Below are 18,670 nucleotides of genomic sequence, written 5' to 3'. Positions count from 1 at the left end.
GGCAAGGTGGGCTACTCTCCTTCGAGCAAATCCGGGCGCCGCTCTTGGGTCCGCTTAAGGGCTTGCTCATACCGCCAATCCTCTATTTTACGGCTGTGGCCAGAAAGCAATATGTCTGGCACTTTCCAGCCCCTGAACTCCTCCGGGCGGGTATAGACCGGAGGGGCAAGGAGGTTGTCTTGGAAAGAATCGAACAGGGCGGAGGTCTCGTCATTAAGGACACCGGGCAGCAGCCGGCCGACCGCGTCTACGACCATGGCGGCGGGCAGTTCTCCCCCAGACAGCACAAAGTCGCCGATCGAGATCTCCATGGTGACGAAATGTTCGCGGACGCGCTCGTCTATGCCTTTGTAGTGCCCACAGATGATCATGAGGTTGGTGAGCAGGGACAAACGGTTAGCCGTAGGCTGTGCGAAGCGTTTGCCATCGGGCGTCATATAGATCACTTCATCGTAGCCCCGTTCGGCCTGTAGCTGCTCGATGCAATTGACCAATGGCTCTGCCATCATGACCATGCCAGCGCCCCCTCCATACTGATAGTCATCTACCTGACGGTGCTTGCCGTGGCCGAACGCCCTAAGGTCGTGCACAACGACCTGCAGCAGCCCTTTGTCTTGTGCCCGTTTCATGATAGAGTGCCCCAATGGGCTTTCCAGAAGCTCCGGCAAAACGGTGATGATGTCTATTCTCATGTTCTCTGCTCTGTTTAGCGCAAATGTAATACAAAAGAAAGTGGCCTGGGCTACCAGGTAGAGCCCAGCCCCGACTGTAAAGCCTGTTCGTAAGCCTCCTCCTCAAATTCGTATAGCCAAGGGGCTTTGTGCGCCCCTCCCCTACGCCTTTCCCCCGTCCTGCACAGGATGCCATACCCCAACATCCTCCGCTGGAAATTCCTGCGGTCCAGGCTTTTGCCCAGAATAGCCTCGTACAGCTGCTGCAGCTCCGGCATAGTGAACTGCTCCGGCAGCAGGCTTAGCCCTACAGGCTTGTGGTTGAGGTGCAGGCGCAGGGCAGCAAGTGCGGCATCCAATAAGCTGCTGTGGTCCAGCATCAGGTCAGGCAGGCGTTCTAGCGGCCACCATTCGCAGGCAGAAGAGAAGTAGTCCGCCCTGGGCGCACTGACTTTAGAGTACTCTACGAGCGCATAATAGCCTGCACTGACAAACCGCTGCTGAAACCAGGCCAAGTCTTCCTCATCGAGCCAGCCATTTTGGTGCAGCACCCTAGCATGCTCCGTCGTGCTGCGGCCCGCCTGGCCGAACAGCCGGTACTGCTCTAAGAATATCTCCTTCAGCCCTGTGCGTTCTTCAAGCACCCGGACCGCTGCTTCGTCTACATCTTCCGCCTTGCGCACAAAACCACCGGGAAGCGCCCATTTGTCCATCCCTTGCATCTGAAGGAGCAAAACCTTCAACGCCCCATTATGAAACCCAAATATTACACAGTCTACTGATAAGCCGGGGTGCCAGTCGGCTAAAGGAAGCTTGGCCATATTTACTTAATGATTGAAAGGCAAAGATGCCAAAAGTTTGTTGAATCCGTATTTCGGGCTATCTTTATTGTGTAGTTTTGACACATTAAATTTCAGCTATGAAAAGGATACTCCTGCCCCTGGGCGCGGGGCTGCTCTGCTGCACACTGGCACTTGGGCAAAAGCTCCCGTTCCGGGACCTGAACCAAAACGGCAAACAAGACGTGTACGAGAACGTCAACATCCCTCTAGACACAAGGGTAGAAGACCTGCTCAACCGCCTACCGCTTGAAGACAAGATCGGGCTTGTCATTGGCACCGGCATGCGGCTGCCGGGCGTTTCATCTACGGAGAGCCCTGAGAAAGTAGCAGGGGCAGCAGGGAATACCCGGCCGGTCGAAGCCCTTGGCATCGCCCCTATTGTTCTGGCAGACGGGCCTGCGGGGCTGCGCATCGACCCCACCCGGGAGGGCACGGAGGAGACCTTTTACTGCACCGCTTTCCCCATAGCCACTTTGGTGGCCTCTACCTGGGACCCAGCGTTATCGGAGGAGGTAGGTGCCGCTATGGGCGCGGAAGCCCGGGCCTACGGTGCCGATATCTTGCTGGCCCCTGCCCTCAATATCCACAGGCATCTGCTTGCCGGGCGCAACTTCGAGTATTTTTCAGAAGACCCCCTGCTGAGCGGCACCATGTCTGGCCATCTTGCCAAAGGCGTGCAGTCTCAAGGGGTAGGCACTTCTATCAAGCATTTTGCGGCCAACAACCAAGAGACTAACCGTATGGTACTGAACGCCATCGTCAGCGAACGGGCTTTGCGCGAAATCTACCTGCGCGGCTTTGAGATTGCCATCAAAACGGCAGCGCCTTGGACGGTGATGAGCGCGTACAACAAGATCAACGGCGTTTATGCCTCACAGCATAAAGCCCTGCTGGAAGAGGTGCTCCGCAAAGAATGGGGCTTTGAAGGGCTGGTCATGACCGATTGGTTCGCAGGAGACAATGCTGTAGCCCAGCTCAAGGCCGGCAATGACCTGATGATGCCGGGCACCCCTCAGCAGCTCGAACAGGTGGCGCAAGCCATCGACAACGGAGAGCTGAGCATACACGAGCTCAATAAGAATGTCCGGCGCATCCTGAGGGTGATCTTGCAGAGCCCCTCACAACAGGGCTTGCCATACGACAATAGCCCGCCCCTGGACAGGCATGCACAGCTCGCACGGAAGGTGGCAGCAGCTGGCGCAGTATTGCTAAAGAACGAAGGGGGAGCCTTGCCGCTACAGGCCGGGCAGGCCAATGTGGCTGCATTTGGCGTCGGCGCGTACGATTTCATCGCCGGGGGCACTGGCAGTGGGGATGTCAATGAAGCCTATACCGTCTCCCTGGTCGAGGGCCTTGCTAATGCAGGCCTGGCCATACCTGCTGCGCTGCGCAGCAGGTATGAAGCCTACCGGGATGCCGAGAAAGCCAAACTCCCAGAAAAGAGGTTTTTCTTCGAGCTGCTGCCGCCCATTCCTGAAATGCCCTTGGAAAGCAAGGCCATAGCAAAGTACGCCCAAACCACGGATGCAGCATTCGTGACGTTCACCCGCAACTCTGGCGAATTTCAGGACCGCGCCCTTGAAGCAGATTACTACCTCACAGCCGAAGAGAAAAACCTTCTCAAGAACGTAGCTGCCGCTTACCGAAAATTGGGCAAGCCGGTTATTGTCATCCTCAATATCGGGAATGTCATCGAAACAGCTTCTTGGGAGGGATATGCGGATGCCATCCTGCTGCCTTGGCAGGGCGGGCAAGAAGCGGGCAACGCGGTAGCAGATGTGGTGACGGGCAAGGTCAACCCTTCCGGGAAACTGCCTACCTCTTTCCCCTTAGACTACACCGATCAGGGCTCGGACCGTTACTTCCCGGGCACAGCCCTGCCCGGTGCCGAGGAGGAACAAGTGGGCATGCTTTCCAAGGGCGTGCCCTCTGAGACGGCTTATCAGGACGATATCTACGTGGGCTACCGGTACTACACCTCCTTTGGGAAAGAAGTCGCCTACCCCTTTGGCTATGGGCTGTCCTATACCACATTCGATATTGGCGCGCCCAGGCTGAGCGATAAAGCCTTCAGAGGGGCCCTGTCCGTAGAAGTCAGCGTTACCAACACAGGCAGCACGCCCGGGCAGGAAGTCGTACAGCTTTACCTCTCTGCGCCAGACACCGTCCTTTACAAACCGGCCCGGGAGCTTAAGGCTTTTGCCAAAACCAGCTTGTTGGCGCCAGGCCAGTCGGAAACCCTCGTCATGCAGCTTTCGCCAAAGGACCTCGCTTCCTTCAGCCCGTCCGAACGGGCTTGGATCGCAGAGGCGGGCACTTATAAGGTACTGATTGGCACTTCTGCCAACCAGATTTTGCACGAAGCCCGCTTCGACCTTGCTTTCGACATCGAGGCAGAGCGCGCTATTGCCGATCTAAAGCCCACAAGGGCCTTGGAGGTGATCAAGCCCTAACCGGTGCTGTAAAAACTAGGCGTAAACCAGGTTGTCTTTTTTTTGCCTGCCCAGCTTGCTTCGCGTGATGGGCCTGCCCTTGCCGCAAGGATAGGGGCCTGCCCCTGCCTGAGGGCAGGTGCCGCTATGCTGCGGGGCTCGCTATCCGCTCGGCCCTGTCGGGCTTCACACCCCTTCGCAGCGCTAGGCCGGTGCCAGGCTAAAGCCCAAAAAGCAGGAACGCCTGCAGCATTTTGGTTCACGCCCAAAAAGCCTGACGTTTTGCGGAGCGCCAGGCTTTTTTGCTGCCAAAACAAATTTCCTGTGCACCGCTGTGCCCTGCTGAAACAAAAGCAAACAGCAGCATAGCGAAATATAATTCCAAATCCGCACCCCAAGGCATTTGTTTACGAAAAAACAATCTGCAACCAAGGCTTGCCTGAGCGAAAAAACCTACTTTTGCGCCGCTCAACCCAACCCAATAGTATCATACCTTCCCGCTTTGCAGCAACTGCTCAGCTTTTTAAAATAAAGGGCAAAACATCATTATGCAGAAGATTTTCAACCTTTTTGACCTCAAGCAGAAAGTCGATTATAAAACCGAAGTCCTTTCAGGGCTCACCGTTGCTATGGCGCTGATCCCTGAAGCAGTAGCCTTCGCTTTCATTGCCGGGCTGAGCCCGCTCACTGGGCTGTACGCGGCCTTTATGATGGGCCTGGTGACCTCCATATTGGGCGGCCGCCCTGGCATGATTTCAGGCGCTACGGGGGCAGTCGCTGTGGTTATAGCAGAGCTTGCCCTTTCCCATGGGGTAGAATATGTTTTTGCCACTGTGATCCTGTCTGGCCTTTTGCAAGTTGGAGCGGGCGTGCTCCGGCTCGGGAAGCTGATGAGGCTTGTGCCCCACCCTGTCATTTTCGGCTTTGTGAACGGCTTGGCCATCATCATCTTCATGTCACAGCTGGAGCAGTTCAAAGCTCCGGACGGGGCTTGGATGTCGGGCAATATGCTCTATATTTTTCTAGGGCTGGTGCTGCTCACCATGTTCATCATCTGGGGCCTTCCCAAGCTGACTAAAGCCTTCCCCGGCTCTCTGGCAGCAATACTTGTGGTGTTTGGGCTGGTGACGGTGTTGGGGCTAGACACCCGGACGGTAGGCGATATGGCCTCTATACAGGGCAGTTTCCCCCCATTCCACCTCCCGGTGGTCCCCTTCACCTTCGAGACCCTAGCCCTTATCTTCCCCTACGCCCTTGTCATGGCAGGGGTAGGGCTTATCGAGAGCCTGCTGACGCTGAACATCATAGATGAGATTACGGAAACCCGTGGGCGGGGCAATAAAGAAGCTGTGGCTCAGGGCACCGCCAATATCCTGTCTGGCCTTTTCTCCGGCATGGGCGGCTGTGCCATGATCGGTCAAAGCCTTATCAATATCTCAGCGGGCGCTCGGGCGCGCTTATCTGGCATCGTTGCCTCTGTCATGCTGCTCATCTTCATCATGTTTGGTGCTGGGCTGGTGGAAAAACTCCCTATGGCAGCCCTTACCGGGCTGATGATCATGGTCGCTATCGGTACTTTTGAGTGGGCCAGCCTGAAGACGTTCAATAAGATGCCCCCATCCGATATCTTTGTGATGGTGGTCGTAACGGGCATTACAGCAGTGCTCCACAACCTTGCCCTTGCGGTGCTTATCGGGGTCATCATTGCTGCTTTGGTATTCGCCTGGGACAACGCCAAGCGCATCCGGGCACGGAAATACGTCGACGATAAGGGGGTTAAGCATTATGAGATATATGGGCCTCTGTTCTTTGGCTCCGTTACGGTGTTCAACGAGAAATTCGATGTGCTCAATGACCCGGAGGAAGTCGTGATCGACTTTGCAGAAAGCCGTGTGGTAGACATGTCTGCCATAGAAGCGCTCAACAAAATCACGGAGCGCTACCAAAAAGTAGGTAAAAAAGTGCACCTCAGGCACCTAAGCCCCGATTGCCGAAAGCTGCTGAAAAATGCAGAAGAAATCATTACGGTAAATGTTATGGAGGACCCCAACTACAAGCTTGTAGTGGATCAGCTCTAATGGCTTGGCAGCCGGGCCCGGGCAAGGCAATGCCCAAAGCCCGGCCTACCCCCTTCTTTTGATCTTGCTCAGGCTTCGGAGATGAGCACCCCCATACTGCGCACCAGGCTCAAAGCTGCGCCTACAGGCAGCTTTGCCTTGTCCAGCCGGGCCTCTCCCATACGGAGCTGCAGCCCCTGGCTTCCTGTAAAGTCAGCCTTCGAAAGGTCGGCACCTTCAAAGCCCGACTCGAACAAGATGGCCTTAGTGAAATCCGCCCCCTTTAGCACTGCCCCTGAAAAGTCTGCTCCGGTTAAGTCTGTCCCTTCAAAATGCGAGCCTTTCAGGTCCAAACCTCCAAAAAGCGCAAAGTGAGCCTGGCAGTTCAACAGCTGAACCTGCAGTAAAAGTGGGCGCACAGCGGTAAAATCGGTACCGGTAAGCCGGCACGATTTGAAGGTTACCTGCTGCAAGGCTACATCTGCTAAGACAGCGTTGCTCAAGTCGCACCCGCTAAAGGTACAGTCTGCAAAGCGCTTCCCCTCGAGCATGGCCGTAGAGAGGCTGAGCCCACTGAACCGGCAGTCTTCAAACTGATCGGAGTGCTGAAATTCGCCCTCGCCGCCTACGCCTATTTCCCCTGATATGATCATAGCTTTTTATATCGAGATGAGGTAATATGGATAATGAGGAGGAAATTAGGCATTATCAGCCAAACGCCCGAACCGAGGGCTGCCCTACAAACGGGCCAGCCCGAGTTCAGCACGGTAGCCCAAGCCCAAGCCCAATGGCAGGTTGTGGCTACAGCCAAGCTCAAGGCCGGACATCGGCAGGCTGTAACGCCCAAGGACGAAGGTGCGCTCACGGTTGTACCTCAGGTTGCGGAGCGCGATAGGCGCTGAGCCCAAATTAGCAAGCAGCTGCAGCCAATGCCGGATATGCCTCATCTCCATTGAACAGGATCTGCCCCAGTGCATAACCCTTACCTGTGGTGTTTGCGTGGACGGAGTGCTTTTTTGTAGACACCAATGGAAGCATTTAATAGCCACCAGCAACAGCCGGATTCCATATCCTGAAGAAATTTTTCCTCAGGCTTGATACATCGGGCGGGCGTAACCCAAAATGTCGCAGGCGGTTATGCTTTTTGGGCATTGGCCTAGCGCTGCGAAGGGGTGGCCGAAGGCCAGACCCGACGCCCGTAGGGCGAGGGGCCGAGCGGGCAGCGAGCCCCGCAGCATAGCGGCACCTGCCCGTTGGGCAGGGGCAGGCCCCTATCCTTACAGCAGGGGCCTGTAATTGTTTTTTTTTGAAAAAAATTGACAGCGAAAGGTAAGAAGGCCAAGCCAAAGCACATCTACAGGCAAAATCCACATTCATGAACAGGCTGGCTCAGCCAGTCCCAAAAACACACTCACCATGAAAAACCTGATTTTGCCTTTGTTTGTGCTCCTTTTATTCGGCTGCGAAAAAACAGAAGAGCAGCTGCCCGGAAACCCTTACAACTACGTAGGGGAAGCTCACAATGAACAATTGCACCAGCTGCGCACCGAACATAGAGCGGCGCTCGACGGCATAGACGCCCCGCTCGAAGTGGAGGCCTATATCTTCCAGGCCGCTTTTGAAGAGGGCATCGGCATGCAGGCCCTGCGGGGCACCAAAGAGCGTTTGGGGCTTACTCAAGAACAGACCCTCGCTCAGGCCAATTATGCCAATGCTTCCACCCTATGCGATGTTTTCGATTTCCCACAGCCCCTGGCAGACATCATCTGCCCCACTATCGGCCGGCTGCTCGCTATTGAAGGCGGCACGCAAGCGGCACAAAAGGAGATCGAGCAGGTCATAAGGGAAGCCGAGGTGAAGCTGATGTCTGCACAGGAAGACCAGGAAGGCTACCCAGCCGCAATGGCTTTCCTGGCTACCGCGCGCCACTCCAGCCAATATTGGCTGCAGCACCGTGCAAATGGCAAGCCCAAATGGTGGCAGGTGGTCTTGGCAGACGCCGCGGGGGCCGGCATTGGCTTCCTTGGCGGCGGGGGCACAGCAGTACCGCTGGCAGTGGGCATGTCTACAGTAGTTGCAGAGCTCGAATAGCCCTTATCCCATATTCCTATGGACATCCCCCCGGGCGGCTGTTGCTGCCCGGGGCTTTTTTCGGCAGCCCAAAGGCCCAAGGGCGGATCGGCCTCAATCCATCAAGCGCAGCCGGATCTTTTTCTTCTTCAGCTTTTTGTTGTCCAGCGCTTTGGCCAGCCTATCCGCTTGCCCCCTATCCACAGCAATATAGGCCGCATCTTGCTTGAGCTCGATGACCCCTAACTGCCCAGGCTCGAGGCCGCCCTCTTTGAGGAACAAGCCGGCAATATCCCCCTTGGAGATTTTATCTCTACGCCCGCCCAGCATATGAAGGGTTGCCCAATGGCTGAGGGCAGGCTTACCGCTGCCAGAAAGCTTTACCATCTCCGCCCCCCGGGCATAATGAGGCAGCTGCCTGCCCCGAGGCTTGATCAGGTAGGCCGCCCCTTCGCTGTGCATACGGGCTGTACGCCCGTTGCGGTGGACGAAAGAAGCTTCATCGAAGGGGAACTCAAAGTGGATGATGTAATCTAGCTCGGGTATATCTAGCCCCCGGGCCGCCAAGTCGGTCGACAAAAGTATGCGGTGGGTGCCATTGCGGAATTGGATCAGGGCGTGCTCCCGCTCCAATTGGCCCATGCCGCCATAAAAAGAAGCATGGGCGATTTTCTTCCTACTCAAGAAAACGCTCACCTCGTTCAGCGTCTCCTTTAGGCTGCAAAACACTATGCCCCTTCCCTCCCCTAGCTCCGCCAACAGCAGTGCCAAGGCACCATACTCATCTACCTCATCTGCAGCTATGGCTTTTAGCGCCAACTGTGAGGCCTCTTCTGCCCCAAACTGCAACCGGACGGGGGCCTTCAGCCCAACAAAATCAGGTATATTGACATTTTGAGTAGCAGAAGTCAGGATTTTCCGCTCCACAGCAGGCATGCACGCTATTATCCCCCGCATCTGCTTTTCAAAACCAGTCTCCAGCGACTTGTCGAACTCATCGAGGACCAGAGCCTTGACCTGCTCCATGCCCACGTGCTCCCGCTCAATGTGGTCGGCAATGCGCCCCGGCGTGCCTACCAAGATCGCAGGCGGGTGCTTGAGGTCCTGCTTATCTTTATAGCCCGCACGGCCACCATAAACGGCATTGACTTTAAACCCACTGCCCATATCCCGGGCAATCTGCTCAATTTGGATGGCCAGCTCCCGGGAAGGCACCAAAATGAGCGCTTGCACCGCCTCAAGGCCGGGGTCTAGCCGCGCTATGACCGGCAGCAGGAAAGCCAGGGTCTTGCCCGTGCCCGTAGGGGCTATCAGGATCAGCTCAGGCTGTTCAGCTATGGCTTGATGCGCAGCGGACTGCATGGGGTTGAGCTCGGCTATGCCAAGCTTCTCCAGCATGGCTTGTTGGTCTTTTACTTTGGACATAGGCCAAAGGTAGAGAAAAAGTAGGTAGGCAGCATATATACTCACCACGCCCCATCACAGCCTCCCCCCACCGTGCAACAAAAGGCTAAAAGGTAAAAACACGATTGTCATTTTTGGGGCCGCCCCAGCCTGACAGCTGGGGCCGCTACGCTCCGGGGCTCGCTCTGCGCTCGGCCCTATCGGGCTTGCCACCCCTCCGCATCGCTCGTCCGGCATAGGAAGGGGCATACCACCTAAAAAGACGGCCTGCACCTGACAGGGCAGTGATCTAAGAGAGCGTGTTGGGATTTTGGCCTTCTAGTCGAAAACCGGAGTTTAGCCAAGCCCGCTTTTGATGCACAAAAGCGGGAAGGATTTTCGGGGCGAAGTATAAGCGAAAAAGTGTCCCGCTGTCTAGCGGGATAGACCGATTACTAAAGCCCCAACACGCTCAAAATGCCCGTACAGATTTTCTTCTTCTTCAAAAAGAGCATGCCCGCCTCTGCCCTATATTCTCCCGCTACAATTTTCGTTTCTAAAACCGGCTTGGCAGGCAGCTTATGCCCACTCATAAGATAGGCAGCCCCCATTTGTACTGCATCCCTTTTTCCGAGGTAAAGTGTACATTTGCCCACAGACTACCAAAACGATTTACCATGATCAAAAATCTGAGCTTACTGTTCGCTCTGGCCTTCGGGCTTTTTGCCTGTGCTGCCGACAACAACACCGCCCAATCTGAGGCACAGCCGGCTGCTCCCCCGGCCCAATTCGAAGAAGAGCCCAACCTGCCTGACAACACCCTCTCTCAAAAGGAAGCGGCCACGGGCTGGAAACTATTGTTCGACGGAAAATCTGCTGATGGCTGGCGGGGCTTCCAACAAGAAGGGATGCCCTTAGGGTGGTCTGTCGAAAATGGCACGCTCAAAGCCTCAGGCCAGGGCGGAGACGCCGCAGGCGATATCCTATATGGCGCACAAATGTTTGAAAGCTTTGAACTGACAGTGGACTGGAAAATAGCAGAAGGCGGCAATAGTGGCATTTTTTATCACGTAAGGGAGGAGGAGCGTTTCAGCACGCCCTATGAGACAGGGCCAGAGTACCAGATCATCGATGAGGAGAATTTCCCAGAGCCCCTAGAGCCTTGGCAGGTCACAGGGGCCGACTACGCCATGTTCGAGCCCTCAATCCCCAGGCTGACTAAGCCTGCCGGCGAATGGAACACCTCCACCATCACTTTCACTCCTCAGCAGGCCACCTATACGCTAAATGGGCGGAAGACGATCGGATTTTACCCCAACTCCATCCAATGGCAGATCAACAAAAAGGAGGGCAAGTGGAAAGACTACCCTGATTACGGAAAAGTGCGCGAAGGCTATATCGGGCTGCAAGACCACGGCAGCGAAGTTTGGTTCAAAAATATTAAAATACGCGAACTGTAATACCTGAACAGCAGAAGGGCTGGCCTCGATGCGCCTTGAGCACAGCCTTTCTGCTAATACTGCCACTCATCCAGGTATTTGGCGAATACCTTGGCCAAATTCTCCGCATCGTCAATCGCCCGGTGGTGGTCTCCAGTAAATTCAAAACCCTCTCTTTCTACACATTTCCTCAACCCCCAAGGCTTCCGGAGGCGCTTGAGCTGCTGATACTCTTTTTTCACATTGAAGTAAGGCTCCAGCCAATCTGACTCCAGCCTGTGCAGCTCGCAGTCCCGTATAAGCTGTTTTTGATCAAAAGAGCCCCAGGCGCACAGCAGGTAATCTTCTTCAAAAACCAAGGCCCAGTCTTGAAAAACCTCCACGACTTCTGGGAACTCCATTGACCGGTCGACGTACTCCTGCGGGATGCCCGTCAGGTTGCGGCAGAACATGGAAAGGTTGGGGTTGAGCACCGGCCGTATGAACTTGTTGAAGGTGCCCAGCACTTCGCCAAAGCGGTTGAGGGAGACCGCGCCGATCTCAATCGTTTCCTGCACCTTATTCGGCGGCCGCCCCTCCCAGCAAGTGGCTTCTATATCGTATACAATGAAGTTCATAGCTTTTTGTCGTTTGCCTGGTTGCGGAGCATGGCTTTCAGCTCCTGAATCTCCTCCTTCAGCCCATCTATTTTATCCTCAAGCGCATCGTTGTTGTCCATCGTCATCTCATCAACAAAAACAGCATTGGCCAGGGACATCCCGAAAACGCCGCCCAACAAAACGACGAGCACAAAGTATAGCCGGGTCAGCCCAATCAGCACATCGGTCCTCATCACCGCCTCCCCGTTTTTTTCCCGATCCCTGAGCGCTGCCGCGATGTCTGCAGGGATCTCATTCCAACCTTCCACCGTGAACATCTGAAAGATGGAATAGGCCGATATCAGGGGGTCGCCAAAATAGCCGGGCGCAATGTCTGCAAAAAAGTGACAGGTGAATATCGCCAGCAAAAGGTTGAGGAAAACCAGGGCCAACAGTACAAAAACGGAGGCTTGCAAAGCTCTTCCCAAACCTGAAATGACCTTGCCTAAGTGGGGTACAAAACGGATGAAGCGGATCAGCCGGACCAGCCTGAACAGCCTCAAAATGATCAACAGAGAGGTGTCCGGCACCGGTATCACTTGTACCAGCAGGGCTGGTATCGACCCCAAGACAATCACCAGGTCAAAGCGGTTCCAGCTATCTGCGAAGTACACTTTAGGCTTCAAAATATACATCTTCACCCCTGCTTCCAATAAGAAGAAAAGGATGAACAAGTGGTCAATGCGCTCGAGCCAATCGTTGTGCTTGTAAGCTGGGAAGTACAACAGAAAAAGGACTACTGCATTGAGCAGGATAGCCCCCATCATATTCCGCTCTGAAAGGAAAAATCGCTTCAGCATAGCTTACAGGTGTTCGTCCAGGACTATTGTTATACCAGTTGCAGCGCGTACTCTTTTTTCCACTGTATGGTGTGCTCCAGCCCGTAACCGTCCAAGCGGTTGTGGTAGAAATAGAGCACCTTGAAGCTTTCGCTGATGATCTGCCCTTCCTTATTATACCTCAGTGGCTTATCGACGTGGTAGGTGCCCAAGCGGTTGACGCCATCCGCTATCAGCTTGTCCAAATCCCAGGACAACTGCTCCGACATTTTGATCTTGCCGGCCGCCGCCCGCTGCCGGAGCTCGTCCCTTAGCTGAGCGACAACATCCTTTATCGTGCCAATTGGGAAAATGTAGTCCTCGGCAGGCAGGCGGAGCAGCCCGTACAGATCTAGGCGCTTGAAATTGTTCTTCAGCACTTGAAAAGCAGCAAAGGCTATCAGGTGGCTAGTCAGTACGATATTGTCACGGAAGTAGCGGTCTACGATGCGGTCCCCCAGCTGTTTGGTGTACTCCGACTCCCGTTGCAGGTCTTTGGCTACTCTGCCGCTGCTGTAAAAATACTCCCTCAGATCAATTTCATTGCCGTATTGGTCGAAGCTCCGCCCCTGCGCATCCACATAGTTGCCCACAACATCCATAGGCTGCCCAAAAGACAGGGTGATGTCGTTCTCTTCCGAGAAAAACTGCCAGGCAAATTTGGCCAGCTTGCGCAGGCTGTAAAACTCATCTTTCGACTTGATGTACCGCTCACGCCCCATCCGCTTCAAGTGCTGCTCAATGAGGAACTGCCCTTCAAGGACGAAGTGGTAGCTCAGTATCAGTGGGCAGATGAACACTTTTTCCGTTCTCCCCTGCTCATAAATGCCCCGTTGCGCTTCCACTGCCGTGCTCAGCAGCCCGAGCTTCAGCTTGGTCTCCAGCGCGCCAGAGCGCGAGCGGGTGCCGCCGGGGAAGAATAGGCTGTTCACTCCGCGCTGTATAGACAGGTTGGACATAGCCTTGAGCGTTTCCAGATAGATGGTGTTCTTCTTTCTTCGGTCTACCCGGTAGGCGCCCAGGCGGTTCATGAAGTAAGCGGTATACCCCGTATTGTAAAGGTTCAGCCCGGCCCCATAACTAAAAGAGGGCAGCCCTGCGAAGGAGTCGAGGGCATAGCCGATCAGGATAGAGTCGAGGTTGCTGAAGTGGGTAGGCACCATGATGACCGTCCCTTTTTTCATGAGCTCGCGCACGGCCTCCACCTGCCCTTCCACGAGCAGGCGGTCTACAAGCCGGTGGCGGGAACCGAAAAAACGGCGCCAGTTCCTGCTAGCTGCCGTATTCAGCAGCCGGGTAAAGAATAGCGTAAGGAACCGCCTGGCGAACAGGAAGGTCTTGATTTGGAAGGTCCCGACAATCTCCTCCGCATAACGGTGGATAATCTTGCGCAAGATCTCCTCATTGGTCGCACGGGCTTCCTCCTCGCTGCGGTCAAGCGACTGCCCGAGCAGCTGCCCCCTGATTTTGCGCCAAAATTGCTTCTCGTTGGGCGGATCTACCTTCCAGGGCTCCTCCTTCATCCGTGCACGCTCCTGATAGATCGCCTTGGAAAGCATATCGGTCAGTTTGCCCGTAGGCTGCTGCATGAGGCGCTCTAGAGTGAAGGTGTTGATCTCTGCAATGAAATGACGGCGGTCTTGGCTCAACTTGTAGATTGGCCAATCTGCTATATCCGGGATGACGTGGTCGTACCCGCTGTTCTTTTTTTGCTCGTCCATATTGTTCCTTTGTCCTTCCCGCTAATGCCCAAGCGCCTACAGGTGGTTTTCCAAAAAATCTGCGTAATGGGCATTGACCTGCTCAATGTAGGCCAAAATCTCCTCCCTGCCCAGCCCGGTATTGGCAGAGGAAATAAACTCCGGGGGCAGTTCTTCCCAATGCTCGAGGATGGCCGCCCGTATGGCTTGGAGGTTGCTTTCCAGCTCTTGTGGCTTCAGGCGGTCGGATTTGGTATAAACGATGGCAAAGGGGATCTGCATCTCCCCCAGCTGATTCATGAAGTCGATATCAATCTGCTGAGGCGGGATATTGCTGTCGACCAGGACGAAAGCCGACTGCAGCGTGGCTCGGTGGGTAAGGTAGTCGCGTATCATCCGCTCCCATTCCTTACGCTTTTTCTTTGAGATTTTGGCGTAGCCGTACCCCGGCAGATCGACCAGGTACCACTCCCCATTGATCATGAAATAATTCAGCAGCTGTGTTTTCCCCGGCGTGCGGGAAGTCCGGGCCATGTCCTTGCGGCCGCACAACATATTCACCAAAGAAGACTTGCCCACATTAGAGCGGCCAATGAATGCGTATTCAGGCTTATTGTCCCGTGGGCACTGTGTCTCCTTGGCATAACTGCCTATAAAATCTGCGTACTTGATCACCATAGTCTTTCTGCTTTGGCCTGCCGGCCTGCTAAAATTCTGCCGGAACGGAGCGGGGCTGTCCGGTGCCCCGCTGCCTAAAACGACAATAATACCCTAAAAAAATGGTTATTAAAAATTCAGGTTCGGTACATTTGTAAGCCTTTTTGGCCTTTCCTTTTCTCCTTTTCACCACTACCAAAAAGCCACCAATTATGAAAAACCATCTGATGCTGCCCCTGCTCGCCCTATTGCTGCTGTACGGGCAGCCGCTCCTGGGGCAAGTCCGCCTTGGTGTACGAGGCGGGATGTTCACCACCGACCTGCAGGTCGGTGAAGTGGCTGTGCCTGCCTCCGGCGGCAGCCCGGCCCTCAATCTAGATTTGGAAGAGGCCCGCTTTGGCATACAGGCAGGCCTGGTCCTGCAAATCCCGCTGGGCGAAAAGCTGCTGCTGCAACCTGAAGCACTCTTCAATTCTAACCGGGTAGACTACCAGGTGGAAGAGCTCAGCGGGAGCGGGGCTGCCATGCGCATCCTCTCAGAAAAATACCAGACCCTAGACCTTCCCATGCTGCTGCAGTACCGCTTGGGACCTTTGAGGGTTGCCGCAGGCCCCGTTGGCCACCTTTACATCAATAGCACTTCCGATCTGCTCACCTATGACAGCTATGAACAACGGTTTGACGACCTCACCTACGGCTATCAGGCCGGGATAGGTCTCGATATCTGGAACCTGATGTTCGACTTCCGCTACGAAGGCAACTTCACCAAGTTCGGAGACCATATCTACTTCAATGGCGAGCGGTATGCCTTCAGCGAAAGCCCGGCCCGCCTTCAGTTTACGGTGGGGCTGCTATTCGGCAAATAGCCCGCAGGGCAGTGCTTTTTTTTAACCCATACAACCCAACCCGCCTGTGCCCCTGTCTTTTTAGCACAATTGTAACACTCAGAGGAATGCAGCAGGCTCATGGTTTATGCGCACAATAGTATGACGGAATCCGAACTTATCGAAGGCTGCCTAGCTGACGACCGCCTCGCGCAGCGCGCGCTGTACGAGCGTTACAGCCGGGCCATGTACACAGCAGCATACCGCATCACCAATGATTTTGATGCGGCCAATGATGTGCTTCAGGATGCCTTCATCAAAGTCTTCCGGGCCCTGCCCCGGTTCCGAAGAGAATCTACCCTCGGTGCCTGGATAAAGACTATTGTCGTTCGTACAGCCCTGAGCCACATCCGCAAACAGATCCGTTTTGAAGCGCTCGACCCGCAATTGCTAGAGCAGCCAATAGACTGGGGGCACCGCCTTGATGCAGAGTATTTGGAAAAAGCCATCCTGGCTCTGCCTGAAGGCTACCGGGCCGTATTTGTCTTGGTCGAAATTGAAGGCTATCCCCACAAGGAAGTGGCCGATATGCTCGGCATATCTGTCGGCACTTCCAAATCACAGCTCTTCTATGCCAAAAAACGCCTGCGCGCATCTCTCAGCCAATACGATTTGCCATGAAGCAAGAAATCAACAAGCCCACTCTGGACCGTGCTGTAGCGCAGTTGCCGGGCTATAGCCCTCCGGATAGCCTGTGGGGCAATGTGGAGCAAACACTCGCCCGGCAAAAGGAAGAACAGCCCCTGCGGCAGGCCTTAGCAGCTCTGCCCAAATACGAGCCTGGGGCCGAAAACTGGGATGCCATCGCAGAGCGGTTGGGCCAAAGCCCACAGGGGATAGCCTTCCGCACTGCGCTGAGCGGACTCCCTGTCTACACCCCTCCTGAATCTGCTTGGGAGGACATTGAACAGCGGCTTGGCCCGACTGGGAAAAGACGGCGGCTCTGGCCAAAAATATTACAGGCTGCTGCCGCAACAGCAGCCCTATTGGCTGCCCTTTGGGCAGTTTGGCCTGCAACGGGGGAAAGCGGGCTGAAAGTGGCTTATGAATATGGGGCTTCAGCTTTAGACCCCAGCCTGATGGGATCCTCCCCTCCTGCCGCTGAAGCAGAGGGCGTGCAGGCTGTTGTCGTCGCTTTCCGCGAAGACCCTGTGGCCCAGCGCCACCCTGAATACCAACGTACTTTGCAGGAATGGAAGGAGCTGTCTGCTGCACACGAAGAGATCAAGTCTATAATGGCCAGATATGGGCAAGACCCGGCGCTCATCCGGCAGATTGGCGAAATAGAGCGGGAACGTGCTGGCCTTATCCAAAAAATGGTCCGGGAAATCTAGGCTTGCCCAAATATTTGGTAACGACCTACCTTGAAAATGAAAAAAATGTCAAATCGTATGAACGCCCATGCTGCTACCCTCCTCCTTATCGGGCTATCGACAGCCCTGACTGTGCTGTCCCCTGGCGCAAAGCTGGCTGCCCAAGGGCAAGATTTGCATGTGATCACCAAAAAATTAGAAAAGCGGTTTGCCTACCAAAGTGGGTATGAAGTCAATATTGAAGGGGAGAAAGCCGATGTCTCCATAATGACTTGGGACCGGGACGAAATACTCTTCGAAGTGCAGTTCGTGGCACGCCACCCGGACAAAGCAGTGGCCGAAGCAGATGTGGAAAAAATGAAATATGTGGCTGACCGGGTCCGCAACAAAATTTATGTGCGCAACTACCTTTCCATTGCAGAAGGCGAAGCTCCGCCCGCTTCCAATATGCAGGCCAAGTACCAAGTGAAAGTCCCCAAAGATTGCCCTGTGTACCTTAAAAATTACTTCGGTGCTGCACAGGTGGCCAACCTCGAAAAACGTTTCCGCTACCAAGGGGAGTTCAGCCCGCTGGGGCTGGAAAATGTAAGCGGGGAAATAGACATGGATTCCCGGTTTGGAGACATACAAGGGCGTCAGCTCGATGGGCAGATCCAGATCAGCACCCGCCGCTCCGACCTCGTACTCGAAGAGATTCAAGGGCGCTACAACATACAGGCAGAGTACGGGGAAATCCGCATCTTATCTGCTTCTTCTGGCTTACTGGACCTCAACATACAGGCAGAGAAAAGCAATGTCTACCTCTTTGATAGGAAACTGCTGGAAAATGCTTACGCCCTTACCGCTGCCCATGGCAGGATCATCTTCCCCAGCGACCTGCGCATGGAGTTCCTTAAAAATACGGAGGCTTTAAAACAAGTCTCTTTCCAGCCACAACAGGAGTATTACCCCAACATCACCATCTCTGTCTCCTTCGGTGACATCTACCTGGAAAAGGACAAAAACTCGGGCCATAAAGGGTTTTAAGGTGGGGAGCTCTTCTTGCCAGCTAGAATAATGATGCGGACACAGCATCAGCAATCTGTCCCTTGGCAGTATCTTACATTGCCGGGCAGGGGCATTGTGCTTCCCACTAAGGGCTAGTATATCACGCCATAAGCCTCTTTGCACGGCTCCATGACGTAATAGGCAAAGAGGGGCATAGCCGGCTGGCAAGAGCAGGGCCGACACACAAAAACAGATGATCAGCCCTACTCCACCATTTATCGATCAGATACTTAAGCGCCTGTCCGCTAGCCTTCTTCTCTCAGTGCAATAGCAACAAACTATAGATTGGACGAAGCCCGGCTGTTCAAGCCTTGGGGATGATAATAGTCTGAATGGCCTGGGCCGATATCGTGACAGTGGCCATCTGGCCATTGTGGGCAAGCTCCAGGCTGCGCGCTTCGGCCCCGGGGTTGAAGAGCACGACCGCTATACTGCCATCCGGGTTCTCCACGGCCGTAGCACGCAAGCTTTCATCCTCCAGATCCAGCCCAATGCGCACACTGCCGGGCCGGATGAACCGGCTAAAATGGGACAGGGTATAATACAAAGGCGTGAAGTACACCTCGTCCTGCTCCGGGTCCGCTATGACCGGGGCGACACACCAGTTTTTGGCCCAGTTCGGGCCACCCTGCCGGTCTAGCACCATATTCCAGTCCACCCACCCATCTACGTGGCTGTTCAGGCAGCCTATGATGTCGCGCGCATAACGGTATACAGGC

The 18,670-nt window shown here is 54.8% G+C and carries 19 protein-coding genes; 8 read left to right on the top strand and 11 right to left on the bottom strand.

All coding sequences use genetic code 11. The annotated features are described in order from the left end of the window. Window positions 1-11: 11 nt before the first annotated feature. Entirely contained in the window at window positions 12-692 is a 681-nt protein-coding gene (trmD, locus tag FRY97_RS17140) for a tRNA (guanosine(37)-N1)-methyltransferase TrmD (RefSeq protein WP_147168794.1), read from the bottom strand. A gap of 50 nt (window positions 693-742) precedes the next feature. Further along, window positions 743-1,492 (bottom strand): NUDIX hydrolase, encoded by a 750-nt coding sequence (locus FRY97_RS17135; RefSeq protein WP_147168793.1) that lies wholly within the window; start codon window positions 1,490-1,492, stop codon window positions 743-745. Window positions 1,493-1,590: 98 nt separating this feature from the next. Here FRY97_RS17135 and FRY97_RS17130 point away from each other — a divergent pair, with 98 nt between their 5' ends. After that, the gene (locus FRY97_RS17130) at window positions 1,591-3,966 is read left to right on the top strand and encodes a glycoside hydrolase family 3 N-terminal domain-containing protein (RefSeq protein ID WP_147168792.1); all 2,376 of its coding nucleotides are present in this window, start codon (window positions 1,591-1,593) and stop codon (window positions 3,964-3,966) included. Window positions 3,967-4,204: 238 nt separating this feature from the next. Here the strand turns inward: FRY97_RS17130 and FRY97_RS17125 are convergent, their stop codons facing one another. After that, window positions 4,205-4,417: a hypothetical protein gene (locus tag FRY97_RS17125; protein ID WP_147168791.1), complete on the bottom strand. Its 213-nt coding sequence runs from the start codon at window positions 4,415-4,417 to the stop codon at window positions 4,205-4,207. A 76-nt stretch (window positions 4,418-4,493) separates the two neighbouring features. On the opposite strand from FRY97_RS17125, the gene FRY97_RS17120 reads away from it, so the two are divergent. Beyond that, window positions 4,494-6,023, top strand: coding sequence for a SulP family inorganic anion transporter (locus tag FRY97_RS17120; protein ID WP_147168790.1), 1,530 nt, complete (start codon window positions 4,494-4,496; stop codon window positions 6,021-6,023). A gap of 68 nt (window positions 6,024-6,091) precedes the next feature. On the opposite strand, the gene FRY97_RS17115 is transcribed toward FRY97_RS17120, so the two are convergent. After that, window positions 6,092-6,655 carry a pentapeptide repeat-containing protein gene (locus tag FRY97_RS17115; RefSeq protein WP_147168789.1) on the bottom strand — a complete coding sequence of 188 codons (564 nt, stop codon included), beginning with the start codon at window positions 6,653-6,655 and terminating at the stop codon, window positions 6,092-6,094. A gap of 84 nt (window positions 6,656-6,739) precedes the next feature. Continuing rightward, window positions 6,740-6,955 (bottom strand): hypothetical protein, encoded by a 216-nt coding sequence (locus tag FRY97_RS17110; protein ID WP_147168788.1) that lies wholly within the window; start codon window positions 6,953-6,955, stop codon window positions 6,740-6,742. A 463-nt stretch (window positions 6,956-7,418) separates the two neighbouring features. Here FRY97_RS17110 and FRY97_RS17105 point away from each other — a divergent pair, with 463 nt between their 5' ends. Further along, a complete protein-coding gene (locus tag FRY97_RS17105) occupies window positions 7,419-8,093 on the top strand; it encodes a hypothetical protein (protein ID WP_147168787.1) in 675 nt (224 codons plus the stop codon). Window positions 8,094-8,186: 93 nt separating this feature from the next. Here FRY97_RS17105 and FRY97_RS17100 read toward each other — a convergent pair whose 3' ends face one another. Next, complete coding sequence (locus FRY97_RS17100) at window positions 8,187-9,497, bottom strand: DEAD/DEAH box helicase (protein WP_147168786.1); 1,311 nt, start codon at window positions 9,495-9,497, stop codon at window positions 8,187-8,189. A 635-nt stretch (window positions 9,498-10,132) separates the two neighbouring features. On the opposite strand from FRY97_RS17100, the gene FRY97_RS17095 reads away from it, so the two are divergent. Further along, the gene (locus tag FRY97_RS17095; RefSeq protein WP_147168785.1) at window positions 10,133-10,915 is read left to right on the top strand and encodes a 3-keto-disaccharide hydrolase; all 783 of its coding nucleotides are present in this window, start codon (window positions 10,133-10,135) and stop codon (window positions 10,913-10,915) included. Between the two features lie 53 nt (window positions 10,916-10,968). On the opposite strand, the gene FRY97_RS17090 is transcribed toward FRY97_RS17095, so the two are convergent. From FRY97_RS17090 to yihA, 4 genes are read right to left on the bottom strand one after another with little or no spacing between them, the layout of a single operon-like run. After that, a complete protein-coding gene (locus FRY97_RS17090; RefSeq protein ID WP_147168784.1) occupies window positions 10,969-11,511 on the bottom strand; it encodes a 3'-5' exonuclease in 543 nt (180 codons plus the stop codon). Then, window positions 11,508-12,332, bottom strand: coding sequence for an ion transporter (locus tag FRY97_RS17085; protein WP_147168783.1), 825 nt, complete (start codon window positions 12,330-12,332; stop codon window positions 11,508-11,510). The genes FRY97_RS17090 and FRY97_RS17085 overlap by 4 nt, the downstream gene beginning before the upstream one ends. Before the next feature lie 29 nt (window positions 12,333-12,361). Beyond that, a complete protein-coding gene (locus FRY97_RS17080; protein WP_147168782.1) occupies window positions 12,362-14,071 on the bottom strand; it encodes a 1-acyl-sn-glycerol-3-phosphate acyltransferase in 1,710 nt (569 codons plus the stop codon). A 36-nt stretch (window positions 14,072-14,107) separates the two neighbouring features. Beyond that, window positions 14,108-14,728: a ribosome biogenesis GTP-binding protein YihA/YsxC gene (gene yihA, locus FRY97_RS17075; protein WP_147168781.1), complete on the bottom strand. Its 621-nt coding sequence runs from the start codon at window positions 14,726-14,728 to the stop codon at window positions 14,108-14,110. Window positions 14,729-14,919: 191 nt separating this feature from the next. Between yihA and FRY97_RS17070 the strand changes: the two genes are divergently transcribed. From FRY97_RS17070 to FRY97_RS17055, 4 genes are all read left to right on the top strand, one after another. Next, entirely contained in the window at window positions 14,920-15,573 is a 654-nt protein-coding gene (locus FRY97_RS17070; protein ID WP_147168780.1) for a porin family protein, read from the top strand. Window positions 15,574-15,693: 120 nt separating this feature from the next. Beyond that, window positions 15,694-16,212: an RNA polymerase sigma factor gene (locus FRY97_RS17065; RefSeq protein ID WP_246141794.1), complete on the top strand. Its 519-nt coding sequence runs from the start codon at window positions 15,694-15,696 to the stop codon at window positions 16,210-16,212. Then, entirely contained in the window at window positions 16,209-16,925 is a 717-nt protein-coding gene (locus FRY97_RS17060) for a hypothetical protein (protein WP_147168778.1), read from the top strand. The genes FRY97_RS17065 and FRY97_RS17060 overlap by 4 nt, the downstream gene beginning before the upstream one ends. Before the next feature lie 57 nt (window positions 16,926-16,982). Beyond that, window positions 16,983-17,930 (top strand): hypothetical protein, encoded by a 948-nt coding sequence (locus FRY97_RS17055; RefSeq protein WP_147168777.1) that lies wholly within the window; start codon window positions 16,983-16,985, stop codon window positions 17,928-17,930. Window positions 17,931-18,255: 325 nt separating this feature from the next. Here FRY97_RS17055 and FRY97_RS17050 read toward each other — a convergent pair. Next, the coding region (locus FRY97_RS17050; RefSeq protein WP_170254711.1) for a glycoside hydrolase family 30 beta sandwich domain-containing protein at window positions 18,256-18,670 on the bottom strand (415 nt) is incomplete at its 5' end.

Source organism: Phaeodactylibacter luteus (assembly GCF_007993045.1).
In the GTDB taxonomy this organism is placed as follows: Bacteria; Bacteroidota; Bacteroidia; order Chitinophagales; family Saprospiraceae; genus Phaeodactylibacter; species Phaeodactylibacter luteus.
Note: the sequence above shows the minus strand (reverse complement) of the source record. Positions and strands in the feature narration are given on the sequence as shown.

Excerpts from the sequence above, each read along its gene's own strand:
- yihA (WP_147168781.1), bottom strand. The coding sequence starts at position 14,728 with ATGGTGATCAAGTACGCAGATTTTATAGGCAGTTATGCCAAGGAGACA.
- FRY97_RS17110 (WP_147168788.1), bottom strand. The coding sequence starts at position 6,955 with ATGGAGATGAGGCATATCCGGCATTGGCTGCAGCTGCTTGCTAATTTG.
- FRY97_RS17115 (WP_147168789.1), bottom strand. The coding sequence starts at position 6,655 with ATGATCATATCAGGGGAAATAGGCGTAGGCGGCGAGGGCGAATTTCAG.
- FRY97_RS17085 (WP_147168783.1), bottom strand. The coding sequence starts at position 12,332 with ATGCTGAAGCGATTTTTCCTTTCAGAGCGGAATATGATGGGGGCTATC.
- FRY97_RS17120 (WP_147168790.1), top strand. The coding sequence starts at position 4,494 with ATGCAGAAGATTTTCAACCTTTTTGACCTCAAGCAGAAAGTCGATTAT.
- FRY97_RS17135 (WP_147168793.1), bottom strand. The coding sequence starts at position 1,492 with ATGGCCAAGCTTCCTTTAGCCGACTGGCACCCCGGCTTATCAGTAGAC.
- FRY97_RS17080 (WP_147168782.1), bottom strand. The coding sequence starts at position 14,071 with ATGGACGAGCAAAAAAAGAACAGCGGGTACGACCACGTCATCCCGGAT.
- FRY97_RS17055 (WP_147168777.1), top strand. The coding sequence starts at position 16,983 with ATGAACGCCCATGCTGCTACCCTCCTCCTTATCGGGCTATCGACAGCC.
- FRY97_RS17060 (WP_147168778.1), top strand. The coding sequence starts at position 16,209 with ATGAAGCAAGAAATCAACAAGCCCACTCTGGACCGTGCTGTAGCGCAG.
- FRY97_RS17065 (WP_246141794.1), top strand. The coding sequence starts at position 15,694 with ATGACGGAATCCGAACTTATCGAAGGCTGCCTAGCTGACGACCGCCTC.
- FRY97_RS17100 (WP_147168786.1), bottom strand. The coding sequence starts at position 9,497 with ATGTCCAAAGTAAAAGACCAACAAGCCATGCTGGAGAAGCTTGGCATA.
- FRY97_RS17095 (WP_147168785.1), top strand. The coding sequence starts at position 10,133 with ATGATCAAAAATCTGAGCTTACTGTTCGCTCTGGCCTTCGGGCTTTTT.
- FRY97_RS17130 (WP_147168792.1), top strand. The coding sequence starts at position 1,591 with ATGAAAAGGATACTCCTGCCCCTGGGCGCGGGGCTGCTCTGCTGCACA.
- FRY97_RS17105 (WP_147168787.1), top strand. The coding sequence starts at position 7,419 with ATGAAAAACCTGATTTTGCCTTTGTTTGTGCTCCTTTTATTCGGCTGC.
- FRY97_RS17090 (WP_147168784.1), bottom strand. The coding sequence starts at position 11,511 with ATGAACTTCATTGTATACGATATAGAAGCCACTTGCTGGGAGGGGCGG.
- trmD (WP_147168794.1), bottom strand. The coding sequence starts at position 692 with ATGAGAATAGACATCATCACCGTTTTGCCGGAGCTTCTGGAAAGCCCA.
- FRY97_RS17070 (WP_147168780.1), top strand. The coding sequence starts at position 14,920 with ATGAAAAACCATCTGATGCTGCCCCTGCTCGCCCTATTGCTGCTGTAC.